Below are 19,488 nucleotides of genomic sequence, written 5' to 3'. Positions count from 1 at the left end.
TCGCCGCCCCGTTCTGTCGCCTAGGGCATCAGGTGTTGGTCTCCGGGTGGAAGCCGGCGGCGGTGTCGAGCACGTCCTCGTCGGTGAACCGCTCGTGGTCGATCGTCACCTCGGCCGCGACGCCCGGCGCGATGAAGTAGAACACCTCGTCGCCCGCGAACAGACCGTCGTACCCACCCACCTTGACCGGGGTCAACTGCCACGCGTCCGGATCCTTCTCCTCGTACTCGACGAGGAAATTCTTCAGGGCCTCGAGATCGGTCAGCTTCTCGCCGCGGACGGTCTTCACGGTCAGGTCGACCTTGTACGCACCCTCCGGATCCGGCCCGGTCTCCCAGACCCGGCTGCGGAACGAGACGTCCTCCCACTCGTACTCGAAGTCGGTCGGCGTCCCGATGCCGTCGGGAAGGTTCTCGATCACGAAGCCGTCCAAGGTGCCAGCCCTCTGCTCGGTCGATGGAGATGCCGCGGAGTACGTCGATGTCGCTGAGGCAGGGACGGTCGTCGAGAGCCCGAGTGAGGCCAGGACGACCGCGGTCCCGATCACGATACGACGGGCGGACGGCACGGCTCGGGAACGAAGCGTTGAACGCGACATGGGCTGCCTCCTGGGGAAGGGGGCGCCTCGCCTGCTGCGAGACGCCTTCATGCCCAAGAAGATGCAGCGATCGGCCCGCGTCCGGACACGCGAATTCGAACCTGTGGACAAACCAGCGGTCAGTGGCCGATCAGCCGGTGCAGCCGATGGAACGTCTGCCGGAACCCGAGCCGCGGCCACGCCCGCGACGACAACAGGTTCGTCACCCGCCAGTCGGTCACCACCGACGTGTACCCGGTGTCGGCCGACCACTGCAGCACGGTCTCGCCCAGTGCGCGTCCGGCGCCCAGCCCTCGCGCCGACGGCAGCACGGCGGCGAACCCGAGGAAGCCGGCGTTGTCCGGCTTGGCCAGCCCGGCGTGCGAACTCGACTTGTCCAGCGAACACCCGATCGCGGAACCGATGACCTGACCGTTGTGCTCAGCAACGAAGGTCGCGTAGTCCTGGTCGTCGATCGACTCCTCCCAGTCCGCCACCGCCTCCTCGAGTGTCGGCATCTCCCCGGACGAGAACACCGGCGACAGGCCCTGGTGCTGGGGCAGCGCGAGATCGAGCTCCGCGAGCACAGGGATGTCCGCGCGGGCAGCACGTCGTACGACGAGATCGGGGGCCGGAGGCAAGGGAGTGTCCGGCACCGGGCGGACCGCGTGCGCGTGCTGCGAGCCGAACGCCAGCCGGAACCAGGCATCGATCAGCTCGGCGTCGTCAGGCACCAGCACGTAGTGCGCGATGTTGCCGTCGTCGACCCACTTCGCGGCGGCAGCGCCGTACAGGTCCCGGATGTGTTCTGGCTCACGGACGGCGTGACCGGCGGCCTCGACCCAGATGTTCGGGCCCCAGACCGGCGACGGCTTGGGCGCAGCGAGGAGATAGCCGGTGACCTCGCCGCCCTCGACCATGACCGCGCCGGACGCGCCCTCGCTCTCCCAGGCCGCGGTCACTTCGACCAGGGCGAGCCGCTCGTCCTCGTACTCCGCCGGCAGCAGAGGGTGACGCTTGCGGTGCGCCCGGTGCCGTTGGGCGAGCAGACTGGCGGCGGCCGCCAGATCCGCCTCCTCGAACGGACGGATGACGTGTCGGGACATACTCGGAAGGTACGCCGATCCACCCGTGGCGAACACGGGTTTCCGCCACTCCGGGAGCCGATTTGGTTGCTCAGCCCGGATCCTCTAAACTAAAGACACAACGGCGCGGGGTGGAGCAGCTCGGTAGCTCGCTGGGCTCATAACCCAGAGGTCGCAGGTTCAAATCCTGCCCCCGCTACCACAGAAGGCCCGGACCAACAGGTCCGGGCCTTCGCCTTGTTTACGAGGTGGCTGTGATGATGACCTTGAGGGCTTCTTGTTCGGCGGCGTTGGTGAAGGTGTCGTAGGCGAGGTCGAACTCGTCGAAGGTGAATCGGTGCGTCACGAACTTCTCCGGGGCGATGGCGCCCTTCTTGATGTCTTTGAGGAGTTCTGGCGCGGTGGTGGCGTTGACCAGGCCGGTGGTGATGGTGAGGTTGTTGATCCAGTGCCGCTCGATCGGGAACTCCACGCTCTCGCCGTGCACTCCGACGTTGGCGACGTGACCGCCGGGACGGACCGACTCGAGGGCGGCGCCGAAGGTTGCGGGGAGGCCGACGGCCTCGATGGCGACGTCGACGCCCAGCCCGTCGGGACTGAGCCTGCGTAGCGCCTCCGCGACGTTCTCGCCGGCGCTCACCTCGAGGGTCTCGGTCGCCCCGAAGTCACGTGACTGATCGAGCCGGAACTTGTTGGTGTCGGCGGCGATGACGGCCGTGGCGCCGGCTGTGCGGGCGGTCATGATCGCGGCGAGCCCGACGGGCCCGGCGCCGATGACGGCGACCACGTCCCCGCTCTTGACGGCGCCGTTGAGGACGCCGATCTCGTAGCCGGTGGGGAGGATGTCGCTCAGCATGGCGCCCGCTTCGGGCGAGACACCCTCGGGAAGCGGGATCAGGCCGTTGTCGGCGTACGGGACGCGCACGTACTCGGCCTGGGTCCCGTCGATGAGGTGCCCGAAGATCCAGCCGATACCGCCCAGCGTCTTGCAGTGCGAGGGCAGGCCGGCCAGGCAGTAGTCACAGGTCCCGCATTTGCTGATGCAGGAGATGATGACCCGGTCGCCGACCTTCACGTTCTTGCAGCCCGAGCCGACCTCGGTGACCACGCCGACTCCCTCGTGGCCGAGGATCCGCCCGTCGGTCACGGCGGCCACATCGCCTTTGAGGATGTGCAGATCGGTGCCGCAGATGGTGGTGGCCTCGACCTTGACGATCGCGTCGGTCGGGTCCTTGATCGCGGGATTCGGAACCTCTTCCCAGGCCTTCTGGCCAGGTCCGTGGTACACGAGAGCCTTCATCGGCAGTCCCCTCTCATCGGCCACGCAGGTGACTCGATCGGCACCAAGGGCGCGCACCGGTACCTAACGGATGGTCACACCGCTGCGTACGGACGGGCATCTCATCTTGAGACGGTGAGCGCGGCCCGGGCTGGGCCTCTCAAATCGAGACAGGCTCCCTGGCCAGGAGGTGGTGAAACTGATCACTGCCGGGGATGCACCCCGAAAGGAGCTCGCCATGACCGCTATCGATGCTGACGCCCACAGTGTCCGAACCGAACCACCTGCCGCCGAGACTGCGGCTCCAGCCGTGACCGGAGACCCGTCCCTGATCGGTCTGCCCAGTTTCATCGTGGGATCGGTCGCGCTGGGTCTCGTACTTGTCGGCTACGTGCCCGCAGCAGCCGTCGGAGCCTCGCTTCCGATCATCGTCGCTGCCACCGGTCTCGGCCTGGCGATCGCTGCCGTGTGGTCGGCAGCTGTCGGCCAGAGCGCGGTGGCCGGGGTGTTCGGCATCTTCGCGGGATTCTGGCTGAGCTACGGAATGCTTGTGCTGGGACTGACGCACAACTGGTTCGGCATCGTCGCGGCGGACGCGCTGCACACGCAGGCCTTGTACCTGATCTCCTGGCTGGTGGTCATCGGGATGCTCACCTTGGCCACGCTTCGGTTGCCGACTGCCTACTCGGTGCTGTTCGCGCTCATCGAGATCGCATTGGTGCTCGTCCTGATCGGCACGCTGCAGCAATCAGCCGGCGTGCTGAAGGTCGCCGGCGTGGTGGTATTCGTCTTCGCCGCTGTGGGTATCTATCTGTTCTTCAACTCGGCATCGCAGGCAACGGGCGGCAAAGCGCTTCCGCTCGGACAGCCGCTGGTTCGTGACTAGCCGTCAGGCGTAGACCGAGGATGAACGCCAGACCGTTGGGGGTCCCAACGCCGGTGACGGTGTCATAGCCCTTGGCGGTGACCTGGTCGGTGTCGGGGCCCTTGGAGTCGAAGACGTCGACTGTCGCGCTGTCTGTGGCGGTGGCCGGCGTGACCGCGGCTCGGTTCTGCTGGGGCATCGCCGCTGTGACCGGAAGGATGTCGTGGAACGCTCGTGTGCCGTGCAGACGGTAGATGAGCGGGTTGATGAATCCGAAGCTCGACCGCCGTCCCTGCTGTGCGTCGGCCACCAGGCCCGCGACCAGCGGGGCGGCGAGGCTCGTCCCGGCATTCACCTGCGTCTGATACTGCCCGTCGGCATCGCTCCACTGGCCCTCGTCAGCCATCGCGGTGTTGTTCGACCAGCCGGTCTCGAACACCCGGTTGCTCGCCGCGCCGAGGCCCAGCGTCGTACCGCCGACTGCCGTCACGAACGGGTCCGAGGCGGTCGTCGTGAGGCCAGGTGTGTCGCCGGAGGAGAAGTACATGCCGACGCCTTCGGCGACAGCCCGGACGGTGATCGCGTGCACGGTCTCCGGAGGCAGGTCGCCGATCGGGATCTGCCAGGAGTTGGAGACGATCGAGGCGCTCGGCCGATGCCCGTCGCCGGTCAGTACGGCGAGGGCCGCGTTGAGGAGCGCCTGGTCTTCGTCGCAGCCGCCGCCGACGACCATCAGCTGGCTGGCGCCGGGCGCCATCGCGTAGACGGCCTCCGAGTCCATCTCCGCTTCGTCGCTGTACTGCGCGGCGATGCGCGTGCTGCAATCACTGCCGCCCGGGAGATGGATCTCACGGAACTGACTGGCCTTCGGCGCCGGAAGGTGGTTTCTCCGCGCGTACTCCCGCAGTGTCTGGAACATCGCCGTCGGAGCTTCGCCCTCGGTCAGGGCGATGGTCTGGCCCTTCCCGGCAAAGGCCCACGTCGCTCCGTAGGCAGCACGCAACTGCCGAGCTGAGTATCCGCAAACCGGCAGGGAACCCTTCGTCAGTCCTCGGTACGCCGGGCTGAAGGCACGCACGTGCTCCGCCCAGTAGCGGGAGCACGTGGGCACCCGCGCGGCTGTTGTCTGCGCCGCAGGCGCTGTGGACGTCCCGAGCCCGGTCACGCCGAGGACGCCCGGCTCAAGCGACTTCGGTACTGCGAGCGCCGACGCCGGCCCTGAAGCGGAGACGTAGTCACGCTCACTGCTGACCCGCACGTCGGACATGCCCGCCGCGGTCAGCCAATCGGCCACTGCCTTCGCCTGCGAGGTGGAGGGACCGAACCGGGCCGTGTACGCGTCCGGACTCAAGTAGCGGTGGAACTGAGGACTGCCGGGCGTGGAGACGGCACTGGCGAACTGCGCAGCCCCAACCAGATCCGGCTCGAGCCACACCTGAATGTGCGAGGAGTCTCGGACTTGTGGCCCCGGCGCCGTGCCGACGAGTGCCACGGCCGCGCAGCCCGCCGCCAGTGCGGCAACAGTCCTGAGCAAGATCTCTCCCCGTGTGAGCGACCGACCCGGTCACCCTACGGGGTCATGAGGTTACTTCACGGCAAGTTCGCCCAGCTCGGACCAGTCGTCCTGGGGGAGTTTGAAGTTGACGATGCGGGGAGTCTCGACCAGGTGCGGGGGAAGGTGTTGCTGGGCGGCCTTGAAGTGGTCCGAGGTGACGTGGTGGGTGGCGGCTTCGTCGTCGGCGAAGGCCTCTACCAGCACGTACTCGTTCGCGTCGTCGAGCGAGCGGGACCAGTCGAACCACAGGCAGCCCGGTTCGGAGCGGGTCGCCGCGGTGAAGTCGGCGGTGATGGACGGCCAGTTGTCGGCGTGCTCAGGCTTCACCCGGAACTTGGCGGTGATGAAGATCATCAGGCTTCCTCCGCTGGATCGATGGGACCGGGACACAGGCTAGCGGGCTCAGCACCGACCGCGGGTCGCAATCTGAGATAACAAAAGCCGCTGTCCGCCCCGACGGTGGGGCAGGCAGCGGCTCGAGCGGCCTGGGACAGGTGGTCAGGCAGCTTGCAGTGTGCGGTTCCTGGCCGCCCAGACGGCTCGGCGCAGTTGCGCCTTGTCCGGGTAGCCGGCTTCTCGGCCGACTGTGTAGACGTCGTGATTGCGCATCTTGACCATGCCGGCGACGTACCAGACCGGGCTGCCCTCGGCCAGCATGGTGACGATCATGTTCCTGGTGTCGGTGGTGATGTTCATCCTGACCCTCTCCCTTTGGTCGCTCTTACTGATACGTCGGACCAGGTCGGCCGGATTCGACACGTCGCCAGAAAAACCTGCAAAACAAAGCGCCCCGATCAGTGATCGGGGCGCTCGTCCGTGTGGGTCCCGGGGGGAGTGGGACCACCACACGTTGGGGGGGACTTTGACGTTAACTCGACCAAGGGGTCACGCTCGGCAGTTTCGGCGCGCATCGTTCGCTGAGCGGTACAAGTCCTGCGCTCAGCGGCTGTTGCGTCTGCGATAGAGCGAAGTGGCCAGCACGATCGAGAACAGGAGCAGACCGGAACACCACGCCAGTGCGAGTCGCGCGATGTTGTTCATCGGCGTCCCGGTCAGCAAACTGCGGATGGTCTCGATCACCGGAGTGATCGGCTGGTGCTCGCTGATCGGTCGCAACCACGAAGGCATCGACTCGGGTGGCACGAACGCACTGCTCAGATACGGCAGGAACAGCATGAAGAAGCTGAGTGTGCTGGCCGACTCGACCGACTTCGCGATCACGCCGAGCCCCGCGGCCAGCCACGACAGTGCGACGACGTACAGCAACAGCAGGCCGATCGCCGCGAGCCAGTCGAGCACTCCGCCGCCAGGCCGGAAGCCCATGGCCACCGAGGCGAGGATGACGATCGCCGTCGACGCTGCGTTGCGCGCCACACTCGCAACCACGTGTCCGGTCAGTACGGCGAAGCTGTGGATCGGCAGCGATCGCAGCCGGTCGATCATCCCGCTGTTCATGTCGTCGGCGACCGCCATCGCCGTCGACGCGGCGCCGTACCCGGTGGTGAGCAGAAGGATCCCCGGCACGACGTAGTTGACGTACTCCGTACCCGTGTTGATCGCACCGCCGAACACGTAGACGAACAGCGCCATCATCAGCAACGGCATCAGGACCGACGCGAACAGCGTGTCGACGTTGCGCCGCGCCAGCCGCACGCTGCGATCGATCATGGTCGCCGCGTCCGACCATGCGGCGACAACTCCCTGGTGTGACATCAGCAAACCCCTCAGGCCGTCAGAGCGAGAAACACGTCGTCGAGCGTCGGTCGGTGCGACGAGACCCGGTCCGGCTCCAGTCCGTTGTCCCGGAGTACGTCGAGCACGTGGTGCAGGTGCGCCGCCGTACCGTCGGACGGAACATTCAGCACCAGTGCGTCGGCGACTCCGGCGCCTGTGTCGAGTACTCCGGTCGCTTTCAGCAGCTGAACTTCGTCGGCGAACCGCAGCTCGATCCGCTCGCCGCCGATCTGGGCCTTGAGCGCATCGGCCGTACCGCTCGCGACGATCCGCCCGTGGTCGAGCAGCAGGATCCGGTCCGCCAGCCGGTCCGCCTCCTCGAGGTACTGCGTGGTGAGCAGGATCGTCGTACCGTCGCGGACCAGGTCGACGATCGCGTCCCACATCGCCGATCGACTCGCCGGATCGAGTCCGGTCGTCGGCTCGTCGAGGAAGATCACCTGCGGCTGTGCGATCAGGCTCATCGCCAGGTCGAGCTTGCGCCGCATGCCCCCGGAGTACGTCTTCACGCGCCGGTCCATCGCGTCGGTGAGACCGAACTGGTCCAGCAGCTCAGCTGTACGACGCCGTGCGCCGCTCCGACCGAGATGCATCAGCCGGCCGACCATGACCAGGTTCTCCCGACCGGTCTGGTTCTCGTCGACCGCGGCGTACTGCCCGGTCAGGCTGATCGCTCCGCGGACGCGGGCCGGCTCGCGGATTACGTCGTACCCGGCGATGGTCGCCGTACCGGCGTCAGGTCTGGTCAGCGTGGTCAGGATGCGCACTGCAGTGGTCTTGCCGGCGCCGTTCGGGCCGAGCAGGGCGAGCACCGACCCCTCCTCGATGCTCAGGTCGACCCCGGCCAGCACGTCGGTCGCGCCGTACGACTTCCGGAGCCCGGTTGCCTCGACGATCATGGTCCCCTCCTTACTGCGTATTGGATACGCTAAATAGCGTAGCAGGTACGCAATGGGATCCGGCAAGCCCTAAACTGACCCGGTGGAGAACGACGAGCTGCCGGCGGACGTCGCGGCGATGTGGCGGTTGCGGGAGACGCCTCGGCGCGGGCCGAAGCCGTCGCTGACGCTCGACGACATCGTCCGGGCCGCGATCGAGATCGCCGATGCCGAGGACCTGGCCGCCGTCTCCATGGCTCGCGTCGCCGAGCGGCTGGGCAATTCGACGATGGCGCTCTACCGGCACGTGAAGAGCAAGGACGAGCTGCTCGTGATCATGTCGGACGCCGCGCTCGAGCGGCCGGATCCGATGCCCGAGGGCGTCGACTGGCGGACCGGGCTGACGTTCTGGGCGGACGGCGTGCTCACGGCGATCCGTCGGCACAGGTGGTACGCGAAGGTTCCGATCTCAGGTCCGCCGGCCGGCCCGAACAACCTGGCCTGGTTCGACTCCGCGCTGGGCGTGCTGAAGGACACCGGTCTGCCGGAGGAGGCGAAGGTCGGCGTGGTGATGGGGCTCATCACCTACGTGCAGGGCGAGATCCGGATGGCGTTCGACCTGGCCGTCGGTTACGCGGACAACCCCGACGCCTTTCGGCGGTTCGGCTCGACGCTGCGGCGGGTGGCCGATCCGCGCGTCTATCCAGCGGTCGCGCGCACGGTCGAGGCCGGCGTGTTCGACGAGGTCGGGAGCTTCGAGGAGGACAACGAGGCCGATTTCGACTTCGGTCTGCAGCTGTACCTGGACGGTGTCGCCGCGTTCATCGATCGGGTGTGCGTCAAGGGTGAATGATCGCGTCGGCCGCCGGTGCGGTGGCGGCGATCAGGTGGGCGTTGCGTTCGTCGGAGCCGTGTGTGCGCTCGTGTGCTTCCTCGGGTGATCTGCCGAAGAGCCGATGCCTGGCCTCGAGTCGTGCGTGCCGGAGTGGTTCGGGTACTTCGACGTACCAGCACTGGTCGAGCAGGGAGCGGACGGTGGTCCAGGGCGGCTCGTCCAGAAGCAGGTAGTTCCCCTCGGTCAGTACCAGCGTGACCTCCGGCGCGACGCCGATACTTGCGGCGATCGAGTCCTCGATGCTGCGGTCGAACCGCGGCGCCCAGATCTGCTCGTCCGGCGATTCCTTCAGCCTTCGGAGCAAGGCGACGAAGCCGTACCCGTCGAAGGTGTGCGGCGCGCCCTTCACGTCCGCGAGGCCGAGGCCATCGAGCACCGACTGCGCGAGGTGGTAGCCGTCCATCGGCACCAGCGCGACCTTGTGGCCGTCCGCGGTCAGCTTGGCGGCGAGCTGCTCGGCGTACGTCGACTTGCCCGCCGCCGGCGCCCCGGTGATCCCCAGGATCTGCCGCCGCCCACGTGTCGCCAACTCGGCGGCACGCTCGTAGGCGGCGGCTGATTCCAGGGTCTGCATCCGAAAATCCTAAGCGAGGTAACCGTCCGGACGGATCAGGATCTCGTCGCCCGGCTGCGCGTGGTAGATCGCGAACGCCTCCGGCGAGGTGATCTCGACGGCGTGCGGGTGGGTCGACGGGGTGGCGGGGGAGAAGCGCAGCAGGGTCTCGTGCGGGCCGCGGAACAGCTCGAACAGGCGGACCTTGTTGCCGGAGGCATCTACCAACGGAGCGTCGGGTGCGCGGTCGCCGGAGACGAGCGGGCGGGTGTCCGACGGGTCGCGGTACGAGACGTCCAGCTGGCGGGTGTTCTCGCCGCGCTCCATCGCCGACTCGTCGCCTTCGACATGCTTCTGCATCAGGTCCTCGCTGATGCCGAGCACCCGCATGGCGTTGGTCCGGCGCTCGGTCTCGTAGGTCGCCAGCACCTCTTCGCGTCCGTCGGCCAACTTCCAGCCGAGGTTGTACGCGTCCTGGACACCGGTGTTCAGGCCCTGTCCGCCGGTCGGCGGGTGCACGTGGGCGGCGTCGCCGGCGATGAAGACCCGGCCCACCCGGAACTTCGCGGCCAGGCGCACGTTCGGCCGCCAGACGGTCGACCAGGTCAGGTCGCGGAGCTTCGCAGTACCCGCGCCGGCGTACTTGTCCACGAGCGCCTGCAGGCCCTCGATCGAGGTGTCGGCGTCGTCCGGGTCGAGCGGTGCACCGAACTGGAACTGGTCGCCACCCGACAGCGGAGTCATCGCGATCCCGGCCATCGGGTTGTCCTTGGCCGCGAACCAGTAGCCGACCTCGTGGTCGAGGCCGTCCGCGGCGACGTCGCCGAGCAGAGTCCGGATCGACTCGTCGGTGGTGCCTTCGAACGCGATCCCGAGCTGTTTGCGGACGAAGCTCTTGCCGCCGTCCGCGCCGACCAGGTAGTCGACCTCGACGGTCTCACCGGTGGAGAGTTCGGCGGTGACCGCGTCGTCGGTCTGGCTGAAGCCGACGATCGCGGTGTCCAGTTCGACGTTCACGCCGTACTCCGCGAGCTTGTCGCGCAGGATCTTCTCGGTCCGCGACTGGCCGAGCATCCGGGCGTTCGGGTACGGAATGTCGGGGGCGGGGTCGACGGGCTCGGCCATCCGGCGCTCGCCGACCAGTTCGCCGTCGAGGTAGATCTTCATCAGCGGGATCGCGATGCTCTGCGCCAGCACCTGGTCCAGTACGCCGAGGTCCTCGAACACCTCCAGGGTCCGCGGCTGCAGGCCGTCGCCGCGCGATCCGTTGAAGAACTCGGTCGCCTTGTCGATCACGCGGACCTCGATGCCGCGCCGGGCCAGCTCGATCCCCAGGGTCAGTCCGGTCGGTCCGGCGCCCGCGATCAGCACGTTCATCATGGTCTCCTTGACTGAACTATGATTCACTGAATTTAGATTCAGTTTGAACCTGGCTAGGGTTCGGTGTCAAGAGGAGGTTGTCGTGACGGACACGGTGAGTCGCCGGCAGCGGGCTGCCGGGACCGAGGTGGCACTGAAGCAGGCCGCGCGCGAAGTCTTCGCCGAGCGCGGCTACCTGAACACGAAGATCACCGACATCACCGCGGCGGCGGGCCGCGCGACGGGGTCGTTCTACAACCACTTCGCGGGCAAGGAAGAGCTGCTCGAGGCGCTGCTCAAGGACATGCTGCTGGAGGCGGACGAGGCGGTCGTCGACGTCGCCGGGCACGACGCCGACTTCAGCAAGCTGTCAGCGATCCGGTGGCACGTGGCTGCGTTCTGGCGGTTCTACCAGGCGCATCTGCCGGAGATGATCGCGGTCAAGCAGGCCGCGATGGTGGATCCGGAGCTCGGGCGGCGACTGCAGCAGATCATGGCGGACGACGACCAGCACATGATCCAGCACTTCTCCCACCTGCCTCATCCGCCCGCTGATCCGCTCGTCGCGATCTCGGCGATGAACGCGTTGATGGAAGGCTTCGCCTACACCTGGCTGGTGGTGAACCCGGCGAACGGCCAGACGATCACCGACGAGGCAGCGATCGATACGTTGACCAACCTCCTGCACCACGGGCTGGTTGGTTAGTCCTCTGGCGGAGCTTCGGCGCCGTCGCGCTCGTCGCGCTCCGCCCACTCCATCAGGGTGGCCAGCGAGTAGACGTTGTCGTCGATGTCCGCGTGCAGGTCGCCGAGCTCGGCGTACCGGGCCGGAACCGTCTCGATCGTGAAGTCCTTCGGGTTCACGTTGTCGATCTCGTCCCAGTGGATCGGCGTCGACACGGTGCCTTCGGGGTTGCCGCGAACGGAGTACGCGCTGGCGATCGTGTGGTCGCGGGCGTTCTGGTTGTAGTCGACGAACAGCTTCTTCGGATCGCGGTCCTTGCGCCACCAGGTCGTCGTCACGTCGTCCGGAGCGCGCCGCTCGACCTCACGGGCGAACGCGAGCGCGGCCCGCCGTACGTCGGAGAAGCCGTACGCCGACTCGACGCGGACGTAGATGTGGATCCCCGAACCGCCGGACGTCTTCGGGTAGCCGACCGCGCCGAGCTCCTCGAGTACTTCGTGGGCGACGTGCGCGACCTGGCGCACCCGGTCGAAGGGGCAGTCGGGCATCGGGTCGAGGTCGATGCGCCACTCGTCGGGCTTCTCGGTGTCGGCGCGACGGGAGTTCCACGGGTGGAACTCGACCGTCGACATCTGCACCGCCCAGGCCACGTGCGCGATCTCGGTGACGCACAGCTCGTCGGCGGTGCGGTTGTACCGCGGGAACTTGACCCGGACCGTCTCCATCCAGGGCGGCGCGCCGTGCGGCAACCGCTTCTGGTGGACCTTCTCGCCCGCGACGCCCTCGGGGAACCGGTGCATCATGCACGGCCGCTCGCGGAGCGCGTTGACGATGCCGTCGCCGACGGACAGGTAGTACTTGACCAGGTCCAGCTTGGTCTCGCCGCGGGCAGGGAAGTACACGCGGTCCGGATTCGAGATCCGGACCGTACGCTCGCCAACCTCCAGCTCGATCGCCGGAGACTTGCCCTTGGACTCGGCCATGACGCCAACCTAACCGGCGCTGGGGACAAACGGCATCAAGCCAGCCGTGTGAGCCAGCCGCGGGTGTCGGGAGTGCGGCCGTACTGGAGGTCGAGCAGCGTGGAGCGGATCTTGGCGGTGACCGGGCCGACGCCGTGGTCGACGGAGTGGTCGCCGATGGTCAGATCGCCGTCGGGCCACGCGAGGCGGCCGATCGGGGTGATGACGGCGGCCGTGCCGGAGGCGAAGACCTCGGTGATCTCGCCTCGCCGTACGCCGTCGCGCCACTCGTCGGCGGAGATGCGGCGCTCCTCGACGGGATGGCCGAGGTCGGCGGCGAGCTCGAGCACCGATGCGCGGGTGACGCCTTCAAGGATCGAGCCGGACAGCTCGGGGGTGGCGATGTGGCCGTCGGCGTACACGAAGAACATGTTCATGCTGCCGATCTCCTCGAGCCACTTGTGCTCGACGGCGTCGACGAACGCGACCTGGTCGCAGCCGTTCGCCACTGCCTCAGCCAGGCCGGCCAGGCTGGACGCGTAGTTGCCGCCGCACTTGGCTGCGCCTGTCCCGCCCGGCGTCGCGCGGATGGTCGAGGTCGTGAGCCAGATGGAGACCGGCTTGGGGCCGGTGTTGAAGTACGGGCCGGCCGGCGATGCGATGACGCCGAACAGCACCTCGTGCGACGGACGCACACTGAGCGCGGCCTCGGTGGCGATCATGTACGGCCGGAGATACAGACTGGTCTCGCCGTCCTTGGCTGACGGCACCCAGGCCTCGTCAACGGTCATCAGCGCTCGCAGTGCCGCGACGAACTCGTCCTCCGGCACTTGCGGCAACGCCAGCCGCTCCGCACTTGCGGTGAAGCGGGCCGCGTTCCGGTCCGGGCGGAAGGCCCACACCGACCCGTCCGGGTGCCGGTAGGCCTTGAGTCCCTCGAAGATCTCCTGCGAGTAGTGGAAGACAGCCGCCGCAGGACTCAGCGACAGCGGTGCGTACCCCGTCACCTTGGCGTCATGCCAGCCGCGATCCACAGTCCAGTCGGCTACCACCATGTGGTCGGTGAACGACTGCCCGAACGCCGGGTCCGCGAGCACGGCCGCCCGAGCCTCTGCGCTGGCCGGGTCACTCCGCAGCTCGACCGCGAAGTCCCACTTGTCTGTAACCACCGTTGTCCGCTGTTCACCTGTCACTCACCGCACGCTACCCCTGCCCTCACCTCCAGCTCGACCCACTGCCCACACTCCGGCCTTGGGGGACAGCAGCCTCCGTAGCTCCACTGCGCCGCGATCGCTCTCCGGCACGACGCGGAGCACTCGATCGGCAGCGTCGTGCACCCAGAGGTCGTGCCACTCGTCCGGCAGCTCGACCAGAACCCTGAGAGCCGTGGCCACGCCGGCCGCGACCTCTCCGGCGACAGCCAGACACTCGGCCAACCCCAGGTCGAGCCTGGCGCGCTCGCCGACCCAACGCTCCGGGCAGAGCTCGCGAGCTCGCTCCAGGAGGACGCAGCCAGGCACGCCGTACCCCAGTCGTGCGCACACCCGTCCCTCGGCCCAGTGCAGCTGGTACGGGATCCAGTCGGTGGGTCGCGCGGCAGTGACGAGGGCCTCGTCGCCGATACCCACAAGCACCTGCAGCGCCTGATGCGTCTCCTCGCTCCGCCCGAGCTCAGCCAGGACCAGCGCCCGCGCCGCGTGGGCCACGGCGCTTGGCGACTGGCGCACCAAGGCTCTGTCGGCCAGCTCCAGCAAAGGTGGCAACGGACGTCGCTCGGCGAGCCCAGTGATCGCCTCCCTCGCGTAGACAAGCGCGGAGAGTGCCGTGTCCCCAGCAGCGGCTGCTTGCGCGGCCCACCACCAACGCCTCGCCGAGTGTCGCTCGCCAAGCCCGGCGAGCGTCTCGGCGATCAGGATGCTCAGCTCGACCGCGTGCACCTCGTCGACGCCGCGGGCCTGCAGCAGCTGCAGCTCGCTCACCAGCTCGGGCAGCAGCGCAGCCGGAGGAATGCTACGAAAGTCGTCGAGCGCAGTGGGCTGCTCGGCAACGCCGGCACCTGCGACCAGCCCTTGCCACGCCAGCTCCAACGGATCGGCGACGCCTGGTGTCTGACCCGGTCGCTCGGTGCGGGAATGCCTTCGCTCGAAGGTGACAGTCAGCTGGTCGCCAGTGCCGAGCTCACGGTCGCAGAGCCGCGCCAAGTCCGCAGAGCCCGGCCGCTGCCCGCGCTCCACCTGCGACAGATAGCTGTGGTCGTACCCGACGCGGGCTGCCAGTTGCCGCAGGCTCAGGCCGGCCGCCTGCCTGGACTGCCGCAAGTGCGTGCCGAAAGTAGATGTCTGGGTAGATGTCTGGGTAGATGTCTCGGTCACAGGATCACCCCGTTCGCGCTTCGAGCTCATGTGGTGCGTACCGGGAAGCTACAAGCCCTCGCCGACAAAAACCGTGGAAAACAAGGACATGTGGGTTGTGGGCTGTTCCCGCAGCCCACAGCCCACACCTGTTGTGCACAGCCCCCTCTGGTGATTCTGAAGAGGTGAACACACTGCAGCGACAGGCTCGCCTCTTCCGCCTGATCCGACACACCAACCCCACCGCGATCCTCGCCGAGGGCGTGGAGTGGTCCGACGGCGCAGCCACTCTCCGCTGGCGCGGCCCACACCCCGGCACGTCCACCTGGGACGCCGGCATCGACGCCCTGCTGACCGCTCACGCCACTGGAGGTCGCACTCGACTCCACTGGGTCCAGGACCTCCAGCCGTTCCGCGTCAGCGGTCCGCCCGTCCGCGATGCCACACCGGAGCCCACCGGCCCCACCAGCCGCGCAGACCGCGCAGACCGCGCAGACCGCGCCGACAGCGGCGACCGCGGTGGGGTGGGGCCCGCCGTCTGGCTGCCGGGTCCTGCCGTCGACGGCAGGTGTTCGCGCTGCGGCAGGCCCTGGCCCTGTCTCGCGTGCGGCCCGTAGCACCCCCGCGCAGCAGCACGGCCCGGGTCTCCGCACGACCGGAGCATGCCCGCTGTGAGATCCGGCTGCCCGGGTTACTTCACGCGGTTTAGTGTGAGGACGTTTGGCGTCGGTGAGGGGTGATGGTGGTGGTCGATCCGCTCGACGAGCTGGATGTGCAGCTGGCGCGGTTGCAGAGTGTGGCCGAGGACCTGCGGGGGCGTCGGGGCACGCCGGTCCTCGAAGGGAACCAGATCGAGCTGATCGAGGACGGACCGACGCTGCTGCGGGCGTACGAGGAGCTGCAGCTCGGGTCCGTTCACGAGGTCCGGGTGCTGGACCGGCCGCCGTACGTGACGCCGCCGTCGACCCAGCAGAAGCTCGAGCTGGACCGTCTGGCCGACGGGATCGGGTACCGGGCGATCTACGGGACCGAGGTCTTCGAGTCCGAGGACATCATGGGCGTGCTCCCGGAGTTGCAGACGGCCGGTGAGGTCAGCCGGGTGCTGGCACAGGTGCCGATGAAGATGGCGGTGGGGGACGACCACACCGCACTGATCGGGCTGACGAAGCGGGCGCCGGCCGAGTCGAACCTGCTGATCCGTTCGTCGGGCCTGCTGGACGGGTTGATCGCGACGTTCGAGATGCTGTGGGCGCTGGCGATCCCGATGCCCGCGTTGCTCGCGAGCGGTGAGGTTCCGGCGCTCAGCGAGCCGGATCGGGACATTCTGTTGCTGCTGGCCGGCGGAGCGACCGACGACATGATCAGCAGGCGGTTGCGGATCAGTCCGCGGACGACCCAGCGCCGGGTCCGCGCGCTGATGGATGCTCTCGGCGCGCAGACCCGGTTCCAGGCGGGCGTTCAGGCCGCCCGCCGCCGCTGGATCTAGTGTCCTGACGCTAGTTGATCGTCACCACCGTCCCGGCCCGGTTCGGAAACTCGACGAACCCGGTGGAGCGCCTGTCCGTCGGAAGCCCGGACCAGGACGCGGTGACCTGGAAGGGCTTGAACGCCGCCGGAGCCGCCGGAGGCGACACCTTGAGCGTGTTCCCCGACGACGCGGTCACGACGTTGGTCTGCATCGTGTACTCCGTCGTGTCCGCACCGGGCGGATTGGACAGGGTGATCGCCAGGACGCCCCAGACGCCGGCCGCGGGTGCAGGCAGGCTGGCTGACGCCTGGTTCGAGCCGTCACCGATGAACGAGAGGAACTGCTTCTGACCGTTCACGACCTTGTAGAGCACCAGCCAGATACTGCCGGCCGGGTCCACGGTCTTGATGTTCCACTGCACCGCCTTGGTCTGTGCGGTCGCCGTCACCGGGTAGTCCGGCAGATCGGCGTCCGCAGCACCTGCGGGCACAGCGCCGGCCACCAGGGGAGCCGAGACCACGCCGTACGAGTGGATCGGTGCGCCGGCCTTGCCGGCCGTGGCAGTGAAGGACGCCGAGCCGGCGGCGCCCGAGCCGGTCACCGCGGTCGGTGCGAGGACCGACGTGGGTACGGCGACGATCGGGCTCCGCACTGTCTTCCCAGCGCCCTGCCAGGTCAGCCAACCGCTGGTGGTCGCACCGGAGTCACCGGTGTCCAGAGTGAGCTTCACCTTGAAGGTCTTGGTCTGGCCGGCCTCCGTGAAGTTCAGGATCGACGGTGTCACCACTGCCTTCATCCCCGGTACCGAGACCGTCGCCCGGTACAGGCCCGGAGCCACTGCGGTCACGCGCCGGGTGATGGTCTGAGTGCCCAGCAACTGGCCGACCGCGATCGACGGAGCGTTGTAGTCGCTCGGGTTGATCGCAGGTACTCCGGTGCCGGTGTTGACGCCACTGCCCTCCAGGTAGCCCAGCCAGTCCGCGTCACCCGAGTCGTAGACCAGACCGGGGTCCAGCATCTTGGACGGCTGCACCTCGCCGGCGCCGGCGTCGAACGGGTTGGTGTCGACAACTCCGGTCGAAGTGAGTACGTTCCCGGCTGTGGTCATCAGGGCCGACTTGACTGCCATCGGTGACCAGTCCGGGTGCTTCGACAGGTAGAGCGCTGCCAGCCCTGCCACGTGCGGCGCGGCCATCGACGTACCGGAGAGGAACGCGTAGCTCTGTCCGTTGTTGGTGGGTGGCGCGACAGCGGCCAGCACGTTCACACCCGGCGCAGCGAGGTCGGGCTTCAGGAGGTTGCCATGGCTCGCCAGCGAAGGACCGCGCGACGAGAAGTCGGCCATCTGGGGGTACGGCGTCTTGGTGCTGGTTGTGTTCCCAGGGACGAGCTCAGCGGTTGCACCGTCCTGCGTGGCGTAGGACTTCACCGACAGCGCGTCCGGTGCGTTGACGTGCACAGTCGGTACGGCGTGGGAGTCGCCGACCACGTCCTGCGGGAACAGGTTGAGCAGCACCATCCCGGCACCACCCGCGCGCTTGACCTCGGTGGACTTGTCCACCCGGGCATTGACGCCCCGTTCACACGCGACGATCTTCCCGGCCGTCTTGCTCGGGTCCAGAGTGTTCGCCATACACAGCAGTGCGTCGGCGTCGCTGGCGCCCGCGCTTTTGACCGCGGCCGGGCTGACCAGCGGCTTGCTGCCGGTCGGCATCGCCACGGTCGTGCTCAGGCCGGCGTACTTCTGGCCGTTGCCCAGCACGACGGTCCCTTCGTACGGCGCGACCGTGCTGGCGCCGACCGTGGTCACCCAGGGGGAGGTGTTGTCCAGCGTGGACGCGTCCGGACCTGAGTTGCCACCGGCCGCGGAGACGAAGACACCGGCCGAAGCGGCGGACAGGAAGGCCAGCTGGATCGGATCGGTGTGCTCGGACTCGAAGATCGAGCCGACCGAGTAGTTGATGACGTCGACGCCGTCCGCGACCGCCTGGTCGATGGCAGCCAGGATGTCGGAGGTGAGGCCGCCGGAGTTCTGTCCGTCCTTGCCGGACCAGAGCGCCTTGTACACAGCGATCTTCGCGGCCGGAGCGACACCTGTGACGGTGCCGAAGCCGACACCGCCGACCGAGACGTCCACGTTGGCCCGGCCGGCCGCAGTGGTCGCGGTGTGGGTCCCGTGTCCCTCACCGTCGCGCGGTGAGACGTAGTCGGCCCGCTGGTCCGGCGGGACCAGGCTGAGCCAGCCGTCGCCGAAGTACTTCGCACTGATCAGCTTGGTGTTGCACTGGTCGGCGGTGAAGTCCTCGCCGGCCTCGCAGCTGCCCGTGAAGGTGCTGCCGTCGGCCTTCTCCATGACGGTCGTCGTGCCAGACAGGTACGGACGGTACGGGTCCGCCGCGGTCGGCGGCTTCGTACCGAGCTTCGGGCCGGACAGGGACGCGCTCTCCGGCCAGATGCCGGTGTCGACGACGCCGACAACGACACCTTGGCCGGCGGTCGCGGTACCGCCGAGTGCGTTCCAGACGCCGGTCTTACCGGACAGCTTGAGGAAGTCGGTCGGCTTGCGGTCGTCCAGAGCGACGTGCAGCTGGTCAGGTACGACGGCGACGACACCAGGCGTCTTGCTGAGCTCGTTGACCTGCTTAGAGGTCAGCGAAGCCGCGAAGCCGTTCAGAGTGGTCGAGTAGTCGTGGTCGACCTTGGCTCCCACGTCTCCAGCGACCTGTGTGTGCTTGCCGGTCAGAAAGGAGCGGTACGCCTTCGCATTGCTGCTGTTGACCTCGACCTTGCGACCAGCCGCCGGCTTGGTGGCCTTGAGCCCGGTCACCCCACCCTGGTACGTCGCCAGCGGTTTGTCGGCCAGCGTCACGACGTACCGGCCGGGCGCGAAGCTCGAGCGTCCGTGTGGGGTGGTGGGAGGTGCTGCTGATCCTGGTGGAGCCACCAAGGCGGTGGTGATCAGCGCAGCGCCCGCCAGCAAAGCGGCGCGCCTGCGCAGGTTGGGATGGTTCACGTGATGCCTCCACGGCATGTTGTCCTGGCCGCGGGCTGTAGCCCCGGCCGCCCGCCCCCGAGCTCGGACGCCGAAGAGCCTGCCAATCGGCCGCTCCGACTACACCGTTTTGGCTTCAACTGGCCGCTGGCGAAAACTCGCCACCTCAACCAGGCCGGATCCCGACAGCGTCGGGTTCCCGCCGTGGGTGATGCATTGACGTAGATTTATGGAGGCTCTCTACTAAATG

19 protein-coding genes and 1 tRNA gene are annotated in these 19,488 nt (G+C 67.9%); 6 read left to right on the top strand and 14 right to left on the bottom strand.

Going from position 1 to position 19,488, the window contains the following annotated elements; all coding sequences use genetic code 11:
• Positions 1-28 precede the first annotated feature (28 nt).
• Positions 29-598, bottom strand: a complete 570-nt coding sequence (locus ACIA58_RS34820) for a hypothetical protein (RefSeq protein WP_396408098.1) — start codon at positions 596-598, stop codon at positions 29-31.
• A 119-nt stretch (positions 599-717) separates the two neighbouring features.
• Complete coding sequence (locus ACIA58_RS34815) at positions 718-1,683, bottom strand: GNAT family N-acetyltransferase (RefSeq protein ID WP_396408097.1); 966 nt, start codon at positions 1,681-1,683, stop codon at positions 718-720.
• A 104-nt stretch (positions 1,684-1,787) separates the two neighbouring features.
• On the opposite strand from ACIA58_RS34815, the gene ACIA58_RS34810 reads away from it, so the two are divergent.
• Positions 1,788-1,864 (top strand) — tRNA-Met (locus tag ACIA58_RS34810).
• A 39-nt stretch (positions 1,865-1,903) separates the two neighbouring features.
• Here the strand turns inward: ACIA58_RS34810 and ACIA58_RS34805 are convergent.
• Entirely contained in the window at positions 1,904-2,962 is a 1,059-nt protein-coding gene (locus ACIA58_RS34805; RefSeq protein ID WP_396408096.1) for a zinc-dependent alcohol dehydrogenase family protein, read from the bottom strand.
• A gap of 217 nt (positions 2,963-3,179) precedes the next feature.
• Between ACIA58_RS34805 and ACIA58_RS34800 the strand changes: the two genes are divergently transcribed.
• Positions 3,180-3,827, top strand: a complete 648-nt coding sequence (locus ACIA58_RS34800; protein WP_396408095.1) for a GPR1/FUN34/YaaH family transporter — start codon at positions 3,180-3,182, stop codon at positions 3,825-3,827.
• Here the strand turns inward: ACIA58_RS34800 and ACIA58_RS34795 are convergent.
• The 5 genes from ACIA58_RS34795 to ACIA58_RS34775 all read right to left on the bottom strand — a co-directional run bounded on the left by ACIA58_RS34795 (position 3,760) and on the right by ACIA58_RS34775 (position 7,994).
• Positions 3,760-5,340 (bottom strand): protease pro-enzyme activation domain-containing protein, encoded by a 1,581-nt coding sequence (locus ACIA58_RS34795; RefSeq protein ID WP_396408094.1) that lies wholly within the window; start codon positions 5,338-5,340, stop codon positions 3,760-3,762. The two genes, ACIA58_RS34800 and ACIA58_RS34795, sit on opposite strands and share 68 nt — an antisense overlap.
• A 51-nt stretch (positions 5,341-5,391) precedes the next feature.
• Positions 5,392-5,715: a putative quinol monooxygenase gene (locus ACIA58_RS34790; protein WP_396408093.1), complete on the bottom strand. Its 324-nt coding sequence runs from the start codon at positions 5,713-5,715 to the stop codon at positions 5,392-5,394.
• A 144-nt stretch (positions 5,716-5,859) separates the two neighbouring features.
• Entirely contained in the window at positions 5,860-6,057 is a 198-nt protein-coding gene (locus ACIA58_RS34785) for a hypothetical protein (protein WP_396408092.1), read from the bottom strand.
• 243 nt (positions 6,058-6,300) lie between these two features.
• Entirely contained in the window at positions 6,301-7,074 is a 774-nt protein-coding gene (locus ACIA58_RS34780) for an ABC transporter permease (protein ID WP_396408091.1), read from the bottom strand.
• 11 nt (positions 7,075-7,085) lie between these two features.
• Entirely contained in the window at positions 7,086-7,994 is a 909-nt protein-coding gene (locus ACIA58_RS34775; protein WP_396408090.1) for an ATP-binding cassette domain-containing protein, read from the bottom strand.
• 82 nt (positions 7,995-8,076) lie between these two features.
• On the opposite strand from ACIA58_RS34775, the gene ACIA58_RS34770 reads away from it, so the two are divergent.
• Entirely contained in the window at positions 8,077-8,826 is a 750-nt protein-coding gene (locus ACIA58_RS34770) for a TetR/AcrR family transcriptional regulator (RefSeq protein WP_396408089.1), read from the top strand.
• Here ACIA58_RS34770 and ACIA58_RS34765 read toward each other — a convergent pair.
• On the bottom strand, positions 8,813-9,442 hold the full coding sequence (locus ACIA58_RS34765; RefSeq protein ID WP_396408088.1) for a nucleoside/nucleotide kinase family protein: 630 nt from the start codon (positions 9,440-9,442) through the stop codon (positions 8,813-8,815). The two genes, ACIA58_RS34770 and ACIA58_RS34765, sit on opposite strands and share 14 nt — an antisense overlap.
• Before the next feature lie 9 nt (positions 9,443-9,451).
• Positions 9,452-10,798: an FAD-dependent monooxygenase gene (locus ACIA58_RS34760; protein WP_396408087.1), complete on the bottom strand. Its 1,347-nt coding sequence runs from the start codon at positions 10,796-10,798 to the stop codon at positions 9,452-9,454.
• A gap of 85 nt (positions 10,799-10,883) precedes the next feature.
• Here ACIA58_RS34760 and ACIA58_RS34755 point away from each other — a divergent pair, with 85 nt between their 5' ends.
• Entirely contained in the window at positions 10,884-11,486 is a 603-nt protein-coding gene (locus ACIA58_RS34755) for a TetR/AcrR family transcriptional regulator (RefSeq protein ID WP_396408086.1), read from the top strand.
• On the opposite strand, the gene ligD is transcribed toward ACIA58_RS34755, so the two are convergent.
• Genes ligD through ACIA58_RS34740 form a run of 3 tightly spaced genes read right to left on the bottom strand, consistent with a single transcriptional unit; the run spans position 11,483 to position 14,799 of the window.
• Positions 11,483-12,448, bottom strand: a complete 966-nt coding sequence (gene ligD, locus ACIA58_RS34750) for a non-homologous end-joining DNA ligase (protein ID WP_396408085.1) — start codon at positions 12,446-12,448, stop codon at positions 11,483-11,485. The genes ACIA58_RS34755 and ligD overlap by 4 nt on opposite strands.
• Positions 12,449-12,483: 35 nt before the next feature.
• Positions 12,484-13,620, bottom strand: a complete 1,137-nt coding sequence (locus tag ACIA58_RS34745) for a branched-chain amino acid aminotransferase (RefSeq protein WP_396408084.1) — start codon at positions 13,618-13,620, stop codon at positions 12,484-12,486.
• The gene (locus tag ACIA58_RS34740; RefSeq protein ID WP_396408083.1) at positions 13,621-14,799 is read right to left on the bottom strand and encodes a helix-turn-helix domain-containing protein; all 1,179 of its coding nucleotides are present in this window, start codon (positions 14,797-14,799) and stop codon (positions 13,621-13,623) included.
• Positions 14,800-14,963: 164 nt separating this feature from the next.
• Between ACIA58_RS34740 and ACIA58_RS34735 the strand changes: the two genes are divergently transcribed.
• Together ACIA58_RS34735 and ACIA58_RS34730 are read left to right on the top strand one after the other, a co-directional pair.
• Positions 14,964-15,395, top strand: a complete 432-nt coding sequence (locus ACIA58_RS34735; RefSeq protein WP_396408082.1) for a hypothetical protein — start codon at positions 14,964-14,966, stop codon at positions 15,393-15,395.
• 122 nt (positions 15,396-15,517) lie between these two features.
• On the top strand, positions 15,518-16,264 hold the full coding sequence (locus ACIA58_RS34730) for a hypothetical protein (protein WP_396408081.1): 747 nt from the start codon (positions 15,518-15,520) through the stop codon (positions 16,262-16,264).
• A 10-nt stretch (positions 16,265-16,274) separates the two neighbouring features.
• Here ACIA58_RS34730 and ACIA58_RS34725 read toward each other — a convergent pair whose 3' ends face one another.
• Entirely contained in the window at positions 16,275-19,259 is a 2,985-nt protein-coding gene (locus tag ACIA58_RS34725) for a S8 family serine peptidase (protein WP_396408080.1), read from the bottom strand.
• Between the last annotated feature and the right edge of the window lie 229 nt (positions 19,260-19,488).

It is taken from the genome of Kribbella sp. NPDC051586 (assembly GCF_044453965.1).
Taxonomy (GTDB): domain Bacteria; phylum Actinomycetota; class Actinomycetes; order Propionibacteriales; family Kribbellaceae; genus Kribbella.
Note: the sequence above shows the minus strand (reverse complement) of the source record. Positions and strands in the feature narration are given on the sequence as shown.